Raw genomic sequence first — 16,751 nt, 5'->3', positions numbered from 1 at the left:
AGCGTTACTATTTAGGTAACGCTTTTTTTTATACCTTAGGTTAGCGTATATTTGTATTGTGAGAAAGTTTTTGTTTATAATCATATCCTTATTAGTATTTAGACCAGTAGTGCCGTTGGTAGACTACCTGGTAGACTATGATTATATCGCTACTTTTTTATGTGTGAATCAAGACAAGCCTGAGATGCATTGTAATGGACAGTGTTATCTAATGCAAGAATTAGCTAAGATAGCTAAGGAAGAGCAAAAGAAAGATGCTGTTAAGCAGGTATATACTATTGCTTTTGTTTTGATGTATGTTGATTATAAATCTGAACTACCTACTCCTAATTTTGATATAAAAGGAGTACATAAGGTTTATGATAGATATAATAATTTGTATTCCTCTTTATTTAGCCGTCAGGATCTACGTCCTCCCCTCGTTTAATTAGTATTTATAATGTGATTATTTGATCGTCTATCTATAGTAGTGCGGTCAGTGAGCTTATGTATAATATTAATTAAAGATTCTTATGTCTACTAAGATTATAAAATCCTTTCCAATCAGTTATTTTACACAGGATCAGTCTTCATTTTTTATTAAGTCAATAAGTGCCTTAGGCAATGCTTATCCTTTGTTAAAAGATAGTTTTAGGGCTAACTTTTACATGATTGTCTTTGTGTATAGAGGGAGTTATGCTATTAAGATTAATGGAGTTGACTATGTAGATTATCAGTCAAGTGTTTACTTTATTAAACCAGGTGATATTGTACAGATGCAGTTCAATACTGAATGTACAGGTATGTTCATCGGTTTTGAGGATTCTTTTTTTTCTCAACGCTATCATGAGAATATCTTGCGTTATTTTGATTTCTTTCAATTAGATAGTGCCTCTCAGCAGATAGTGAGTGAGAGTGTGCGTACTAAGGTTGTGTTATTGGTAGATATGATGCTGGGTGAGTACAGTACAGATAGAGTGTATCGAATGAAGGTTTTACGCTCTTACTTAAATATATTGCTATGTGAGTTACAGAGTGTTGATGAAGGAGATCAGCATTTTTCGATAGAGTATAATAAGGCTGGTTATAACGATCGTATTCTCGCTTTTATGGATTTGGTCGAAGTTCACTTTAAAGAGGCTAAAACACCTTCTTTTTACGCCGAGAAGCTATGTGTGACTCCTAACTATCTCAATAAACTTTGCAAACAAGAGCGAGGGATAACTGCAGGACAATTAGTTCGTCAACGCATTGTGGTAGAAGCAAAGAGATTGTTGCAGTTTAGCACATTTAATGTCAATGAGATTGCGCAGGAATTGTGCTTTGATAGTACGTCTTACTTTGTTACATTCTTTAAAAAACAAGAAGGGATTACACCAGATCATTACCGCAAGTCATTTTCTTGAATATAGGCATAAAAAAACGAGACTTAATAGTCTCGTTTTTTATTTCTTAGTGTTGGTACACTACATATTTTGTATCACCTTCAGTTTCTACTTTAGTAAGATTGTGAGAAGCAAGTCCTTTCATTGCTTTATCCCATTTCTTACCACTTAAAGAAGCTTGTTCTTTTAGAGAACCTAATTCTACTTTATTGTCATTGTTTTCTAATATCTGAATAATGATTTTCTCTTCATCTGATAATTCTACTGAAGGAGCTGTTTTCTCTGGTCTCATTTGAGGGAAGAATAGCACCTCTTGGATAGAAGGATTATTGGTTAAGAACATAATTAAACGGTCCATACCGATACCTAATCCTGATGTAGGAGGCATACCATACTCTAATGCACGTAAGAAGTCTTGGTCGATAAACATCGCTTCATCATCTCCACGATCAGCTAAAGCCATTTGAGCTTCGAAGCGCTCTCTTTGGTCAATAGGGTCATTAAGCTCAGAGTAAGCATTCGCAATCTCTTTACCACAAACCATTAGCTCAAAACGCTCTGTCAATTCTGGATTATCTCTATGAGCTTTTGTCAATGGAGACATTTCTTTTGGATAGTCAGTAATGTATGTTGGTTGGATATAGTTTCCTTCACATTTCTCTCCAAAGATTTCGTCGATAAGTTTTCCTTTACCCATTGTTTCATCTACTGGAATACCCATGCCTAAAGCAGCTTGACGAATCTCATCTTCTGATTTACCAGTGATATCAAATCCTGTAAACTCTTTAATAGAGTCAGCCATCGTGATACGTTTGTAAGGAGCTTTAAAGTCGATTTCGTGTTCTCCGAAAGTAGCTTTAGTAGTTCCATTAACAGCGATAGCACAGAATTCTAATAAACGCTCTGTAAACTCCATCATCCAGTTATAGTCTTTATAAGCTACATAGATCTCCATAGCAGTAAACTCAGGGTTATGTGTTCTGTCCATACCTTCGTTACGGAAGTTTTTAGAGAACTCATACACACCATCAAAACCACCAACGATTAAACGTTTTAAGTACAATTCATTAGCGATTCTCAAGTATAGAGGAATGTCTAATGCATTGTGGTGAGTGATGAATGGACGAGCAGAAGCTCCACCAGGGATAGACTGTAATACAGGAGTTTCTACTTCCATATAACCAGCTTCGTTGAAGAACTGACGCATAGCGTTGAATAACTTCGTACGTTTAATGAAGATATCTTTATTTATTGGATTTACCACTAAATCAACATAACGCATTCTGTAACGCAATTCTGGATCTGTAAAAGCGTCAAATGTATTTCCTTCTGCATCTGTTTTTGGTAATGGAAGTGGGCGTAAAGATTTACTTAATAGTTGTAATCCTTGTACACGTACTGTTTTTTCTCCTACTTGTGTAGTGAATAACTCTCCTTCGATACCAACGAAGTCACCTAAGTCAATAAGTTTTTTGTAAATCTCATTGTAAAGAGTCTTGTCCTCTCCTGGACATAACTCATCACGATTGATATATAACTGAATCTTCCCTTCGCTATCTTGAATAGTTGCAAAAGAAGCTTTTCCTTGAATTCTTGAAGACATTAATCTACCAGCCACGATAACCTTCTTACCTTCTTCAAAATCGTTCTTTATCTCCTTCGATGTATGGTCTACTGGAAATAGATTAGCAGGATAGGGATTCACACCAAGCTCTTGTAACTTGCTCAGCTTTTCTCTTCTGATGATTTCTTGTTCTGAAAGTTGCATAATAACTGTAAATTAATTTAAAAGGCAAATATAGTTAATCTTTGAAAATGCGACAATTAGTATTCGCTATAAAACGACTTAATTTGCAATACTTTGTAATAAAACGAGGTAGGTCTCATCATTTTAACTTCATTAACGAGGGAGTTGACTAAAAAATGCCGAAATTTGTATCAGACAAAATTATTTAGCCATGAGTTTAGGAAGAGTATTATTATCTATTTTTTTACCACCTTTAGCCGTTTTAGACAAGGGATGTGGATCTATTTTGATAGTGACACTGTTGACTATCGCAGGTTGGGTACCAGGGGTTATTGCGGCATTAGTCATACTAAATAATCCTAAATACAATAAATAACAAACAACACAATGAATAAACAAGTAAAGCTTATTGATTTAGGCGAGAAAGATTATAAAGATACTTGGGATTACCAAGAAGAGATATTCCAATCTATTTTAGATGTCAAAATTAGAAATAGAAGAGAAGAGCGTACAGACGATACAGATAACTATTTACTATTCGTAGAACATCCACATGTTTACACATTAGGAAAAAGTGGAGATGTACACAATATGCTTTTAAACGATGAACAGTTAAAGGCAAAAGGTGCTACATTCTATAAGATTAATAGGGGAGGAGACATTACTTATCACGGACCTGGTCAGGTAGTAGGATATCCTATTTTAGACTTAGAGAACTTCTTCACAGATATACATAAATATTTGCGTTTATTAGAAGAGACTATCATTTTAGTTTTAAAAGATTACGGAATAGAGTCTGGTAGAAGTGAAGGAGAGACAGGAGTATGGTTAGGCGTAGGAACACCTTTTGCACGTAAGATATGCGCGATGGGAGTAAGAGCCTCACGTTGGGTAACGATGCACGGTTTTGCCTTAAACGTAAACTCGGATTTAGGTTACTTTGACAATATTATCCCTTGTGGTATTCGTGGTAAAGGAGTTACTTCTCTGAATGTAGAACTAGGTGTAGAGCAGGTAGATGAAGATGAGGTAAGAGCTAAGATTATCCAATATTTCTCAGAATTATTCGAAGCAGAAGTTATTGAACAATAAGCAATATACGTCCCAAGAGCCTTCGCTGTTGGGATTTTTTTTATCTTTGTACAAACAACACAATTATATGAAAAATACGATTATAGCACCTTCAGTATTAGCAGCAGACTTTGCTAATCTTCAGAGAGATATTGAAATGGTGAACAACAGTCAGGCAGATTGGTTCCATATTGATATTATGGATGGAGTATTTGTGCCAAATATTTCTTTTGGAATGCCAGTATTAGCTGCTATTAATAAGCATGCTAAGAAGACATTAGACGTTCACTTAATGATAGTAGACCCTGATCGTTATATTAAGACGTTTAAGGAGCTAGGAGCAGATATCTTGACTGTGCATTATGAAGCGTGTACACACCTACACCGTACGGTACAAGCTATTAAAGCTGAAGGTATGAAAGCTGGAGTAGCACTTAACCCTCATACGCCTGTAAGTGTATTAGAAGACATCATTCAAGACTTAGATTTAGTACTTATCATGAGTGTTAACCCTGGTTTTGGAGGACAGAGCTTTATTGAGAACACGTATGAAAAAGTGTGTAAACTAAAAGCAATGATAGAGGCTAAAGGAGCGAAGGTAATGATAGAGATAGATGGAGGAGTTAATAATAAAAATGCAAAAGCTTTAGTAGATGCTGGAGTAGATGCATTAGTAGCAGGTAACTTTGTGTTCAGTGCTGCTGATCCTATCGCAACTATTGCAGACTTAAAAGAAATTACTTCTAAGTAAGAAGTTTAATTAAGAGATATAAAAAAGGCTTAGTGTACTGAATACACTAAGCCTTTTTTTGTTATTATTGGTAAGGTAAAAAATAAGAGGCTGTCTTTTTGGACAGCCTCTTATATAATATTGAAATAAGATAAGGTATTACATCATACCTGGCATACCACCACCCATAGGCATAGCAGCAGCGCTGTCATCTTTAATGTCTACTAATGCACACTCAGTGATTAAGATCATACCAGCTACAGAAGCAGCATTTTCTAAAGCTACTCTAGTTACTTTCTTAGGATCGATTACACCAGCGTTAAGCATATCTACATACTCGTTCGTTTTAGCATTGTATCCGAAGTTTTCTTTTCCTTCTAATACTTTAGAAACAACTACAGAACCTTCTAATCCAGCATTCTCAACAATAGTTCTCAATGGAGCTTCTACTGCTTTAGCAATGATAGCGATACCTGTTTCTTCGTCAGCATTCTCTGCTTTAATGTCAACTAAAGTATTTTTAGCTCTTAATAAAGCTACACCACCACCAGCTACGATACCTTCTTCTACAGCAGCTCTAGTAGCGTGAAGAGCGTCATCTACGCGATCTTTCTTCTCTTTCATCTCTACTTCAGATGGAGCACCTACGTATAATACAGCTACACCACCAGCTAACTTAGCTAAGCGCTCTTGTAACTTCTCTCTGTCATAGTCAGAAGTAGTAGTTTCCATTTGAGCTTTGATTTGGTTGATTCTGTTTTTGATCATTTCAGCCTCACCATCACCACTAACGATAGTCGTATTATCTTTATCGATGCTAACTCTCTTACAAGTACCTAGCATTTCTAAAGTAGTATTCTCTAATGTATACCCTTGCTCTTCAGAGATAACCACACCACCTGTTAAGATAGCGATATCTTCTAACATAGCTTTTCTTCTATCTCCGAATCCAGGAGCTTTAACAGCAGCGATTTTTAACGCTCCTCTTAATTTGTTTACTACTAATGTAGATAACGCCTCTCCATCCACATCTTCAGCGATGATTAATAGAGGTTTTCCTGATTGAGCGATTGGCTCTAATACTGGTAAAAGTTCTTTAAGAGAAGATACTTTCTTGTCGTATAATAAGATATATGGAGTATCTAATTCTACTTCCATTTTCTCAGAGTTTGTAACGAAGTATGGAGATAAGTACCCTCTGTCAAACTGCATTCCTTCTACTACATCTACATAAGTCTCAGTTCCTTTAGCTTCTTCTACAGTGATAACACCTTCTTTACCTACTTTTTCGAATGCTTGAGCGATTAACTCACCGATGAAGTCATCGTTATTAGCAGAGATAGATGCTACTTGTTTGATTTTATCCATAGAACCACCTACTTCTTGAGATTGTTTTCTCAAGTCTTCTACGATGATTTCTACAGCTTTATCTATACCACGTTTTAAGTCCATTGGGTTTGCACCAGCAGCTACGTTCTTAAGTCCTTCTTTTACGATAGCTTGAGCTAATACAGTAGCAGTAGTCGTACCGTCACCAGCTAAGTCATTCGTTTTAGAAGCAACCTCTTTCACCATCTGAGCACCCATGTTCTCTAATGTGTTCTCTAACTCAACTTCTTTAGCTACAGAAACACCATCTTTAGTTACTGTAGGCGCACCAAATGATTTACCGATGATTACGTTTCTTCCTTTTGGTCCTAATGTTACTTTTACTGCGTTTGCTAAAGCGTCTACTCCGCGTTTTAAACCTTCGCGAGCTTCGATGTCGAATTTAATATCTTTTGCCATTTTATTCTTTTGGATTTAGTTGTTAATGATTCAATTTTAAACGATTGCTAAAATGTCGTCCTCTCTCATGATTAGATAGTCTGTACCTTCTAATTTTAGTTCAGTACCAGCGTATTTACCGTATAGTACAGTATCTCCTACTTTTACTGTCATTTCATGATCTTTAGTACCATTTCCTACAGCTACTACAGTACCTCTTTGTGGTTTTTCTTTTGCTGTATCAGGGATGAATAATCCTGAAGCAGTTTTAGTTTCAGCTGGTAATGGTTCGATAAGAACTCTGTCTGCAAGTGGTTTAATATTTACTGCCATAGTTTTATAGTTTATGAAATTGAATTATTATTTTTAATTATTATAGATAATCAAAAGGCATAAAGTGTGCCAAAGCTAAAAAGTGACAATATAGGCAAAAAAAAATGCCAGCTTGACAGCCGGCATTTCGTGTATTGTTTAAAGCTAAAATTATTCAGCTTGATTTTGAGTCTCTTGAGTTGGAGTAGTCTCTTCTGTTGTCACAGGAGCCTCTTGCGTAGCAGGCGCTTCTGGTGTCAGATTTTGAGTAGGTACTACTGCGTTTGGATCTAATAATTTAGAATCTCCAGCAGCTCCACCACTGAAACTAGTAGATGATAACAGAATTAAGATGATTAATGCTGCACCTAATGTCCAAGTACTTTTATCTAAGAAATCATTTGTGTTTTTAACTCCTCCAGCTACAGTAGACCCACCGAAAGAAGAATCTAATCCTCCACCTTTAGGATTCTGTACCATAATTACTACGATTAGTAAAAAACATACAATTGCGATTAAGATTAAAAATATTGTAAATGTGTTCATGGTGTTAACTATTATGTTGTTGTAACGCTTTTATATCTAATATTTGGTTTGCAAAGAAACTACTTTTTTCTGGATATTTCAAAATTAATATTTCATAAGCTTGTATTGCTTTCTGATATTTCTTTTGTTCTAAGTAGATTTTTGCCAACGTTTCTGTCATTAAACTACTGTTCTCTTGTACCGAAGTGTCAATGTTTGCAGGGGTTACGGTTGGTTTCTTAGTAGGAACTATCTTGGGGTTAGTTTCTATAAATTTATCTATTAATTCTATTTTTTTTTGTTTTTCGATATCTGATTTTTGTTCTAAATCTGTTAAAATAGAATCATTTTCTCTGTCTATCGGCTTTATTTTAGATAATTGTAACCACTCTTGGAAAGACAATTTCTCGTTTTCTGAGAAGTTTAATGGTTTTCCTATTTCTAATTTCTCTTCTAGCTTTTCTATTTCTTGCTGTACAGTTTCTCTTTCTTCTAGCGTAGTGACGATAGGATCCTCTGTGATGACCTCTTCAGGCTCTATAACGACTTCTGTAGGTGTTTCTTCTACAGGATCTTGTATTTCTTCCTTATCGTCTGTCTCGTGGAAGGTGATAGACTGTAGCAAGCTCTTAATAGCCGTAGAGGTTAGCTTAGGTTCTGGAGCCTCTTGTTGAGGTTCTTCTTCTGTTGGTATTTCAGCCTCCTCAGCAGCTGCAGGCTCTGTTATCTCTATCGCGATAGGAGTATACGTAGCGAACTCTGGAGAAACGATGAAATCAAAAAGAATATCTCTGTCTAGCGTATGTGCAGCAGTCTTCTTTAACTCTAAGTTATATTCTGTACTTTCTTGTACATATAAGCTCTTCAAATAAAGACTTCTCACAGACTGGAAGTACGGATACTTCTCTATGAGTTGCTTTAGCTGAGGACTGTCACTCTCTTGGATTTGCTGAGGTTGACGAAGCAATATGTCTAATTCGTTTAGAGTCAAGATATTTATTTTTATATAATTACCACTTAGCTAATGATTCATTGAACACATCCTGTGTGATACGCTCATAGATAGTCTCGATAGCTGTGTTAAGACTAGCCCCTGCCAGCTGTACGTTCGCATCATAGTCATAGTAGAATGAGAATCTCTTTTCGAAGTCGTCATCAGGTTTCTTCTTGTTGAAGAAACGCACATTCACAGACACATATAGTCTGTTCTGAGCCGCTCTTTGATCAGCTGTAGCAGTCATCGGACTGATACGGTATTCTACGATTTCTCCCTCATAGACTAAGTCAGCATCAGCATTAGTAAGACTTAAACTAGTTTGGTTTTGGATAAGATCTTGTAAGGACATTGTGAAGGTACGCTCTATACCAGGCTCTACTAAAGGAGCATTATTCTGGAATGAGTTGACCTGAAATGAACTAGCATCTATCTTACCTGTTCCCGTAAAGTTATAATATTTACAGCTAGTAAAAAATAAAGATATAAATATTAGAGCAAATAATTGTTTGATTCTCATGTCTATAAGTCGTATTGTTTTATTTTTCTATACAATGTTCTCTCTGAGATGTTTAATTCTTTAGCAGCAGCCTTTCTCTTGCCGTTATGTCTCTCTAGTGCTAGTTTGATTAGCTTTATCTCCTGATTTGCTAAGTTTAGAGGTTCATCATCTACTGTCTCTGCCTCTAGATAGTTAGAAGTATCTTCATCCTCATCTACTGTCTCGTGAAAACCTAGATTAGCATTAGGAGATACCGGAGTATCCATAGCGATGATATCTAGATTAGTACTAGGTGGAGCCATCAGTTCTGGTAGCTCAGTCTTCTTCGTACCATAGATTTTTTGGATAAGAGATTTATTGGTTTCGGATACTGTCCCTTTATCGTGTTGCAGTAGCTCTAGTGTTAGCTTCTTTAGATCAGTTAAGTCACTCTTCATGTCGAATAGGACTTTGTACAGTATCTCTCGTTCATTGCTGAAGTCAGACTCTGCCTTTGGCCCATTCACGATAGAAGGCAACTGTCTGTCATGGTTAGGTAAATACCCTTGAAGTACAGGTAGAGAAATATCTCTATTGGTCTCTAATACCGATATCTGTTCTGCCACGTTTCTTAACTGACGGATATTACCATTCCAGCTATAGCGCATAAGGTATGCAGCTGCAGCAGGCTCTAGCTTTATCGGAGGCATCTTATACTTATGTGAGAAGTCAGAAGCAAACTTTCTGAACAGTAGGTGGATATCTTCGCCTCGCTCGCGTAGAGGAGGTAAGGTGATCTCTACCGTACTCAGTCTGTAGTATAGGTCTTCTCTAAACTTGCCCTTATTGATAGCATCCATCATATTGACATTAGTCGCAGCGATGATGCGTATATCTGTTTTTTGGACTTTAGAAGAACCTACTTTTATAAACTCTCCATTCTCTAACACACGCAATAGTCTTACCTGAGTAGTCAGAGGTAGTTCTCCCACTTCATCTAAGAAGATTGTACCGCCATCTGCCTCTTCGAAGTAACCTTCACGAGTGCTTATAGCACCCGTAAAAGCCCCTTTTTCGTGTCCGAATAACTCACTGTCTATCGTCCCTTCTGGGATAGCACCACAGTTCACCGCGATGAACTTACCGTGCTTTCGATGAGACATAGAATGTATAATCTTAGGAATACTTTCTTTACCCACACCACTCTCTCCAGTGACTAAGACTGAGATATCAGTAGGAGCTACTTGTATAGCTTTTTCCAATGCACGGTTTAGTTTGACATCGTTACCGATAATTTCGAAGCGTTGTTTTATGACTTGAAGGTTTTCCATTCTTATATTTTAAATATTGCTATTTACTATCCTTGCATAGGAGAGTATCCTACCGCTTTACCGATTAATGTAGCAGAAGTACAGTCAGCGATCTCTACCATCACGAAGTCTCCTACGTTATAGTGCTCCTTAGGGAATACTACTGTAGTGTTCTGAGAGTTACGCCCAGACCACTCGTCTTCATTACGCTTAGATGTTTTCTCGATAAGCACTTCTACTGTTTGACCTACGAAGCGTTTTGTACGCTCAAGGCTGATTTTGTTTTGTACAGCGATGATCTCTGTAAGACGGCGTTTTTTAACCTCTTCTGGCACATCATCCTCTAACTTACGAGCAGCTAATGTACCTGGTCTCTCAGAGTAGGCGAACATAAATCCGAAGTCATATCTCACGTGCTCCATTAGTGATAATGTATCCTGGTGATCCTCTTCAGTCTCTGTAGGGAATCCAGTGATCATATCTTGTGATAACGAGATATCTGGTATCAATGCATAGATCTTATCTACTAGTTCGATGTATTCTTCTCTAGTATGCTGACGGTTCATCTCCTGTAAGATACGTGTACTTCCAGACTGTACTGGTAAGTGGATATACTTACAGATGTTCTCATGTCTAGCGATAGACTCTATCACCTCGATATGCATATCTTGAGGATTAGAAGTAGAGAAACGGAAACGCATCTTAGGGAATGTAGTAGCACACTGATCTAATAACTGAGCGAAATCTACAGCTGTCGCTTTCTGCATATCGCTAGCTTTATCGAAGTCTTTTTTAAGACCTCCACCATACCATAGGTAGCTATCTACGTTCTGACCTAGTAATGTGATTTCTTTAAAACCTCTCTCTTGTAAGTCTGTGATTTCTTCTATGATACTCTGTGGGTCACGGCTACGCTCACGACCTCTAGTGAATGGTACCACGCAGAATGTACACATATTATCACATCCTCTAGTGATAGATACGAATGCTGTCACCCCATTACTCTGTAGACGCACTGGAGAGATATCACCATAAGTCTCATCTTTAGATAAGATCACGTTGATCGCATCTCTACCTTCTTCTACGTCTTTAAGTAAGTTAGGAAGATCTTTATAAGCATCAGGACCTACTACCATGTCCACGATTTTTTCTTCTTCTAAGAACTTTGCTTTAAGACGCTCAGCCATACACCCTAGAACACCTACCTTCATACCAGGGTTCTTTCTTTTTACTTGGTTGTATTGGTCTAAACGTTTGCGAACAGTTTGTTCTGCTTTATCTCTGATCGAACAAGTGTTTACTAACACTAAGTCCGCTTCTTCTAAGTTGTCTGTTGTATTATACCCTTCGTTAGATAGGATAGATGCTACAATCTCACTGTCAGAGAAATTCATTTGACAACCGTAGCTTTCGATAAATAGCTTCTTGTTGTTGTCTTGTTTTTGTTCTAAATGTAAGCTTGTACCTTGTTTATTTTCGTCAATTACCTTTTCCATAAGATACTTTAAGGATGTTTTACTTTAAGGGACAAAGATACTTTTTTTTGTCTAACTGACAAGATGACAGTGTTAGTTTTAAAGTTTTTTTGTACCCCATTTTATTTAACGCTATAGAATACCTTTTTTGCTCATAATCTTTGAGTTGTAATTCTAAGTTGTTGAGTTGATTATTACAGAATGGATACTAATGAACTGATTTGGCGTTTATGGCTCTATAATCCCTTTTTGACCTCGTATGCACTTTTGTTTTGATTTTATTTTGTTGATATTCAGTGTGTAGTGTTGTTTTGGTTTATTTTCGTTCGGAAGCTGTTCGGAGATAGTCAGTGTTTACTTGGGATGAGAGGTGTTTTCTAAAAGCGAACCCTATCTCTACCCGAACCATCTACTACCAAAATAAAATGGAATACAAGGAAATTTCTAATAATGATACGATGAATAGTGGGGCATATATATAAAACTATAAATATTAAACAAAACATATAAACCTCAGTTCAATTAAAAAGATTTTATGCACGATTCTAAAATAATGTTGTTTTTAAATGATATAAATATGTGTACTTCGCTTGCACTTCTTAGGGGATTCCTAGGAGTTTTCTAGGGCTTTCCTTGCCCAGAAGGCATCTTTGTCGAAGAAAGGTGCAAGAAACCCTCAAGTAATCCCCTAGTAGATCAGAACGAAAATATCTTTAGTTAACTAGTATATGCTGATGAGCTAAAAATAGTTTTTTACGTACACGCCTTTAAAAAACACTAAGTCGTTGTATTTATAATGTTTAAACTAATACTGTTTTTGCTTATTAAGTAATTATTTAAAACAATTGATTAATAGAACTAAGGTTATAAATAAAAAGTGATTTTAAAAAAATGGAAATTGTTTAGTTGTTAAACAGAACATTCACTATTGACTTTTTTACTTCTAAAGGTTTAGAAAACTTTAAGCATTGTGCGAAATAAAAGAGGTATAAAAGCATTGAGAGAGGTAAAAATTAAAAAATTTAGAGAATTGTTATTAAATTGTGTAATTTCTTGATTTTGTTTGTAAAAAAAATCAATATATCGGTTTATTACTAGAATGTTGGTTTATTTTACGAATAACTAGGTAATTATTACAATTTTTATATGCTGGCATATTAGTTAAAAGAAGCATTAATAAGTAGTGGCACGGATATATTCAAAAAAATCATATATTTTTGCTTCACAAAATAATGAAGTATGGCAAAGAATTTAGTGATTGTTGAGTCACCTGCAAAGGCAAAAACCATTGAAAAATTTTTAGGACAGGATTATCAGGTAGAGTCTAGCTATGGACATATAGCGGATCTGCCTTCTAAAGAAATAGGAGTAGATGTAGAGAATAACTTTAAGCCTAAATATGAGGTATCGAGTGATAAGAAGGCGGTAGTTAAGAAGTTAAAGGATCTTGCGAAGAAAGCTGAAATGGTTTGGTTAGCATCCGATGAGGACCGCGAGGGAGAGGCTATTGCATGGCACTTAGCGGAAGAACTAAATTTAAAGAGTAATAATACAAAGCGTATTGTATTCCACGAGATTACAAAAAATGCTATTTTAAAAGCGATAGATAACCCGCGTCAGATAGACTATAATCTAGTGAATGCACAACAGGCTCGTCGTGTACTAGATAGATTAGTGGGGTATGAATTGTCTCCAGTACTGTGGAAAAAAGTAAAAGGAGGATTATCTGCTGGACGTGTACAGTCTGTGGCTGTACGTCTTATCGTAGAGAGAGAAAGAGAGATTAATGACTTTAAGGTAGAGTCATCTTACCATATATCAGCAGAGTTTAAGACTGCTGAAGGAAAAACATTAAAAGCTAAACTGCCTAAGAACTTTGCAACTGAGAAAGAGGCAAGAGACTTTTTAGCAGTTAATATTGGAGCAGCGTACAGAGTAGCAGATTTAGAGACTAAACCTGCTAAGAAATCACCTGCAGCTCCATTCACCACTTCTACACTACAACAGGAAGCGGCTAGAAAGCTTCACTACTCAGTAGGTCAGACGATGATGTTAGCGCAGCGTTTATACGAGAGCGGACTGATCACGTATATGAGAACGGATAGTGTGAACTTATCTAAAGAGGCAATGAGTGCAGCAGCAGCTGAAATCACGAAGTCTTACGGAGCAGAATATTCTAAACCACGTACTTATACGACTAAGAGCAAAGGAGCTCAAGAGGCGCACGAGGCTATCCGTCCGACGAATATGGCTCTGCACAGTGCTCCTGTAGATAGAGATCAGGCTCGTCTATATGATCTGATCTGGAAGCGTACTTTGGCATCTCAGATGAGTGATGCTCAGTTAGAGAGAACGAATGTGCGTATAGAAGCAAATAAGTTTAAAGAGTTATTTGTGGCTACGGGTGAGGTATTGCTTTTTGAAGGATTCTTAAAAGTGTACTTAGAAGGGCATGATGATGAGGATGAAGAAGTAGAAGGAATCTTACCAGCATTGAGAATTGGAGAAGGATTAGAACAAAATGCGTTAGTAGCTACTCAACGTTTTACTAAGCCTGCTGCTAGATATACAGAAGCGTCATTAGTGAAGAAGTTAGAGGAGCTAGGTATCGGTCGTCCGTCTACTTATGCACCTACTATTTCTACTATTATCGCTAGAACGTATGTCGAAAAAGGAGAGACTGAAGGTAAAGAGCGCAACTATAAGATGATGATGCTTAGAGGTGCTGAGGTGAAAGAGAAGGTGCTGACAGAGAAGACAGGATCTGATAAAGGGAAGTTAGTACCTACAGATATCGGTATGATCGTGAATGACTTCTTAGTGAAGAACTTTAAGACGATCTTAGATTATAACTTCACTGCTAAGGTAGAAGAGGACTTCGATGAGATCGCGGCTGGTAATGAGGATTGGGCTAAGATGATGAGAGAGTTCTACGATCACTTCCACCCAACAGTGAAAGATGTAGAAGAGAACGCAGAGCGCGAGTCTGGAGAGCGTATATTAGGTATCGACCCTAAGAGTGGACGTACAGTATTAGTGCGTTTAGCTAAGTTTGGTCCTGTGGCGCAGATCGGTAATCCTGAGGATGAAGAGAAGCAATATGCTAGCCTTACTGCTGAGCAGAATATCGGTACGATTACATTAGAAGAAGCACTAGCATTATTCCTATTGCCAAAGGTATTAGGAGAATATAAAGGAGAAGAAGTAGAGGTAAACAATGGTAGATTTGGTCCTTATGTGAGAGTAGGTAAGTCATTTATCTCTCTGCCTAAAGGAGAAGAACCTGCTGATGTGACGCTAGATAGAGCATTAGAATTAATCAAAGAGAAAGAGCAAGCAGATGCTCCTATCGCTACATACCAAGGGCTGCCTGTGCAGAAAGGTGTGGGACGCTTCGGACCATACTTAAAGTGGAATGGTATTTTTATCAACGTGAATAAGAAGTATAACTTCGACAATCTATCTCAAGCGGATATCAACGAGCTAATCGAAGATAAGATTCAGAAAGAGAAGGATAAGGTAATTCACGATTGGGCAGAAGAAGGTATCCGAGTAGAGAAAGCAAGATGGGGTCGTTCTGTAATCTTAAAAGGAAAAACGAAGATAGAGCTAGGTAAGGATGTGGATGCTGCAGCGTTATCTCTAGATGAGGTAAAGGCAATGATCGAAGCAAAAGCGCCTGCTAAAAAGACAGCTGCTAAGAAAACGACAGCTAAAAAAGCAACTACTACTGCTAAGAAAACAGCAACTAAGAAGACGACTAAAAAATAAGAAAGAATGATCTACGAACTGCTAAGACCGATAAATAACGAATTAATCACTTATATAGATGGTTTACAGAGTCAGTGTATAGGGAAGAAAGTAACGTTCTTCTCTGGTGGTTCTTTTGAGAATGAAGGTCGATATAATATTGCTATTATAGGTATTAGCGATAATCGAGGTAATGGTGAAGGAGTGAGTATAGTAGATATCACTAAAATAAGAAAGGCTTGGTATTCGTTATATCCTGGTAACTGGGGTGTGAATATTATAGACTTAGGAGATGTAGTAGCGGGTGAGAGATTAGAAGATACTTATTATTTAGTGAAGAATCTAGTAGCTGATCTAGTGAGACAAGGGGTAATCCCTATATTCGTAGGAGGGTCTCAGGATATGACCTATGCGATGTATAGAGCATATGATGCGCTAGAGCAGTCTGTGAATCTAGTGTCTATAGATGCTAAGTTAGACCTTTCTAAGACAGAAGGTGATGTGGCAAATAGTTATCTGACGCGTATTATACTAGAAGAGCCTACGAATCTGTTTAATTTTTCTAATATTGGGTATCAGACTTACTTCAATGCACAAGAAGAAATAGACTTAATTGCAAGTTTATATTTTGAGGCGTATAGAGTAGGAGAAATATCTGGTAATATAAAATTAGCTGAGCCAGTACTTAGAGATGCTGATATCGTAAGTATCGATATGACTTCTGTTAAGTCTGCTGATTCTGGTAATTTTGAGTTCTTTAATCCGAATGGATTTGATGGAAGAGAGATATGTGCCTTAGCTAGATATAGTGGGTTAAGTGATAGAGTTTCATCTTTTGGAATATTTAATTATAATAATAATAAAAATGAAACGTTATTAATAGCACAAATCCTTTGGTATTTTGTGGAAGGTGTTAATTATAGATCGAATGAATACCCTTTTGTCAGTAAGGCTAGTTATATGAAGTATATCGTGCCGATAGAAGGATATGACGACTTGATATTCTATAAGAGTGATATCTCTGAACGCTGGTGGATAGAGGCTTCTATAGAAACGATGGATGCCGAAAGAAAAGTGTTGTTGCCTTGTAGTTATGAGGATTATGAGCTGGCTATAAGCCAAGTTATACCTGAAAGATGGTGGCGAACAATAAAAAAAAGTGTAGTATAAAAATTAATTTAACAAAAATAAATAATTAAGTTAAATTAATTTTTAGCTTTGTTTT

Annotated in this window: 15 protein-coding genes; 7 read left to right on the top strand and 8 right to left on the bottom strand. The window is 36.8% G+C overall.

The window, feature by feature from the left end; genetic code table 11:
• The first annotated feature begins 58 nt into the window (after positions 1-58).
• Together BK054_RS03360 and BK054_RS03355 are read left to right on the top strand one after the other, a co-directional pair.
• Positions 59-427, top strand: coding sequence for a hypothetical protein (locus tag BK054_RS03360; RefSeq protein WP_006264640.1), 369 nt, complete (start codon positions 59-61; stop codon positions 425-427).
• Between the two features lie 85 nt (positions 428-512).
• On the top strand, positions 513-1,385 hold the full coding sequence (locus tag BK054_RS03355) for a helix-turn-helix domain-containing protein (protein WP_071306904.1): 873 nt from the start codon (positions 513-515) through the stop codon (positions 1,383-1,385).
• Positions 1,386-1,431: 46 nt separating this feature from the next.
• On the opposite strand, the gene lysS is transcribed toward BK054_RS03355, so the two are convergent.
• Positions 1,432-3,132, bottom strand: coding sequence for a lysine--tRNA ligase (gene lysS, locus BK054_RS03350; RefSeq protein WP_071306903.1), 1,701 nt, complete (start codon positions 3,130-3,132; stop codon positions 1,432-1,434).
• A 190-nt stretch (positions 3,133-3,322) separates the two neighbouring features.
• Here lysS and BK054_RS18090 point away from each other — a divergent pair, with 190 nt between their 5' ends.
• From BK054_RS18090 to rpe, 3 genes are all read left to right on the top strand, one after another.
• On the top strand, positions 3,323-3,487 hold the full coding sequence (locus tag BK054_RS18090) for a YqaE/Pmp3 family membrane protein (RefSeq protein WP_006259663.1): 165 nt from the start codon (positions 3,323-3,325) through the stop codon (positions 3,485-3,487).
• A gap of 11 nt (positions 3,488-3,498) precedes the next feature.
• Positions 3,499-4,203: a lipoyl(octanoyl) transferase LipB gene (gene lipB / locus BK054_RS03345; RefSeq protein WP_006262179.1), complete on the top strand. Its 705-nt coding sequence runs from the start codon at positions 3,499-3,501 to the stop codon at positions 4,201-4,203.
• Positions 4,204-4,270: 67 nt separating this feature from the next.
• Entirely contained in the window at positions 4,271-4,933 is a 663-nt protein-coding gene (rpe, locus tag BK054_RS03340; protein WP_071306902.1) for a ribulose-phosphate 3-epimerase, read from the top strand.
• A gap of 138 nt (positions 4,934-5,071) precedes the next feature.
• Here the strand turns inward: rpe and groL are convergent, their stop codons facing one another.
• The 7 genes from groL to miaB all read right to left on the bottom strand — a co-directional run bounded on the left by groL (position 5,072) and on the right by miaB (position 11,797).
• Complete coding sequence (gene groL / locus BK054_RS03335; RefSeq protein ID WP_006259660.1) at positions 5,072-6,700, bottom strand: chaperonin GroEL; 1,629 nt, start codon at positions 6,698-6,700, stop codon at positions 5,072-5,074.
• Between the two features lie 36 nt (positions 6,701-6,736).
• Positions 6,737-7,012: a co-chaperone GroES gene (gene groES, locus BK054_RS03330; RefSeq protein ID WP_006259659.1), complete on the bottom strand. Its 276-nt coding sequence runs from the start codon at positions 7,010-7,012 to the stop codon at positions 6,737-6,739.
• Between the two features lie 150 nt (positions 7,013-7,162).
• Positions 7,163-7,537, bottom strand: coding sequence for a preprotein translocase subunit SecG (secG, locus tag BK054_RS03325; RefSeq protein WP_006259658.1), 375 nt, complete (start codon positions 7,535-7,537; stop codon positions 7,163-7,165).
• A 4-nt stretch (positions 7,538-7,541) separates the two neighbouring features.
• A complete protein-coding gene (locus BK054_RS03320; RefSeq protein WP_039328608.1) occupies positions 7,542-8,507 on the bottom strand; it encodes a tetratricopeptide repeat protein in 966 nt (321 codons plus the stop codon).
• Between the two features lie 19 nt (positions 8,508-8,526).
• Positions 8,527-9,030 carry an LptE family protein gene (locus BK054_RS03315; protein WP_006259656.1) on the bottom strand — a complete coding sequence of 168 codons (504 nt, stop codon included), beginning with the start codon at positions 9,028-9,030 and terminating at the stop codon, positions 8,527-8,529.
• Positions 9,031-9,032: 2 nt separating this feature from the next.
• Positions 9,033-10,322, bottom strand: coding sequence for a sigma-54 interaction domain-containing protein (locus BK054_RS03310; protein WP_006262175.1), 1,290 nt, complete (start codon positions 10,320-10,322; stop codon positions 9,033-9,035).
• A 26-nt stretch (positions 10,323-10,348) separates the two neighbouring features.
• Positions 10,349-11,797 carry a tRNA (N6-isopentenyl adenosine(37)-C2)-methylthiotransferase MiaB gene (gene miaB, locus BK054_RS03305; RefSeq protein WP_006259654.1) on the bottom strand — a complete coding sequence of 483 codons (1,449 nt, stop codon included), beginning with the start codon at positions 11,795-11,797 and terminating at the stop codon, positions 10,349-10,351.
• Positions 11,798-13,015: 1,218 nt separating this feature from the next.
• Between miaB and topA the strand changes: the two genes are divergently transcribed.
• On the top strand, positions 13,016-15,547 hold the full coding sequence (gene topA / locus BK054_RS03300) for a type I DNA topoisomerase (protein ID WP_006259653.1): 2,532 nt from the start codon (positions 13,016-13,018) through the stop codon (positions 15,545-15,547).
• Positions 15,548-15,553: 6 nt separating this feature from the next.
• Entirely contained in the window at positions 15,554-16,696 is a 1,143-nt protein-coding gene (locus BK054_RS03295; RefSeq protein WP_006262173.1) for a formimidoylglutamase, read from the top strand.
• The last annotated feature ends 55 nt before the right edge of the window (positions 16,697-16,751 follow it).

Source organism: Myroides sp. ZB35, assembly GCF_001865835.1.
Lineage (GTDB): Bacteria > Bacteroidota > Bacteroidia > Flavobacteriales > Flavobacteriaceae > Flavobacterium > Flavobacterium odoratimimum.
Note: the sequence above shows the minus strand (reverse complement) of the source record. Positions and strands in the feature narration are given on the sequence as shown.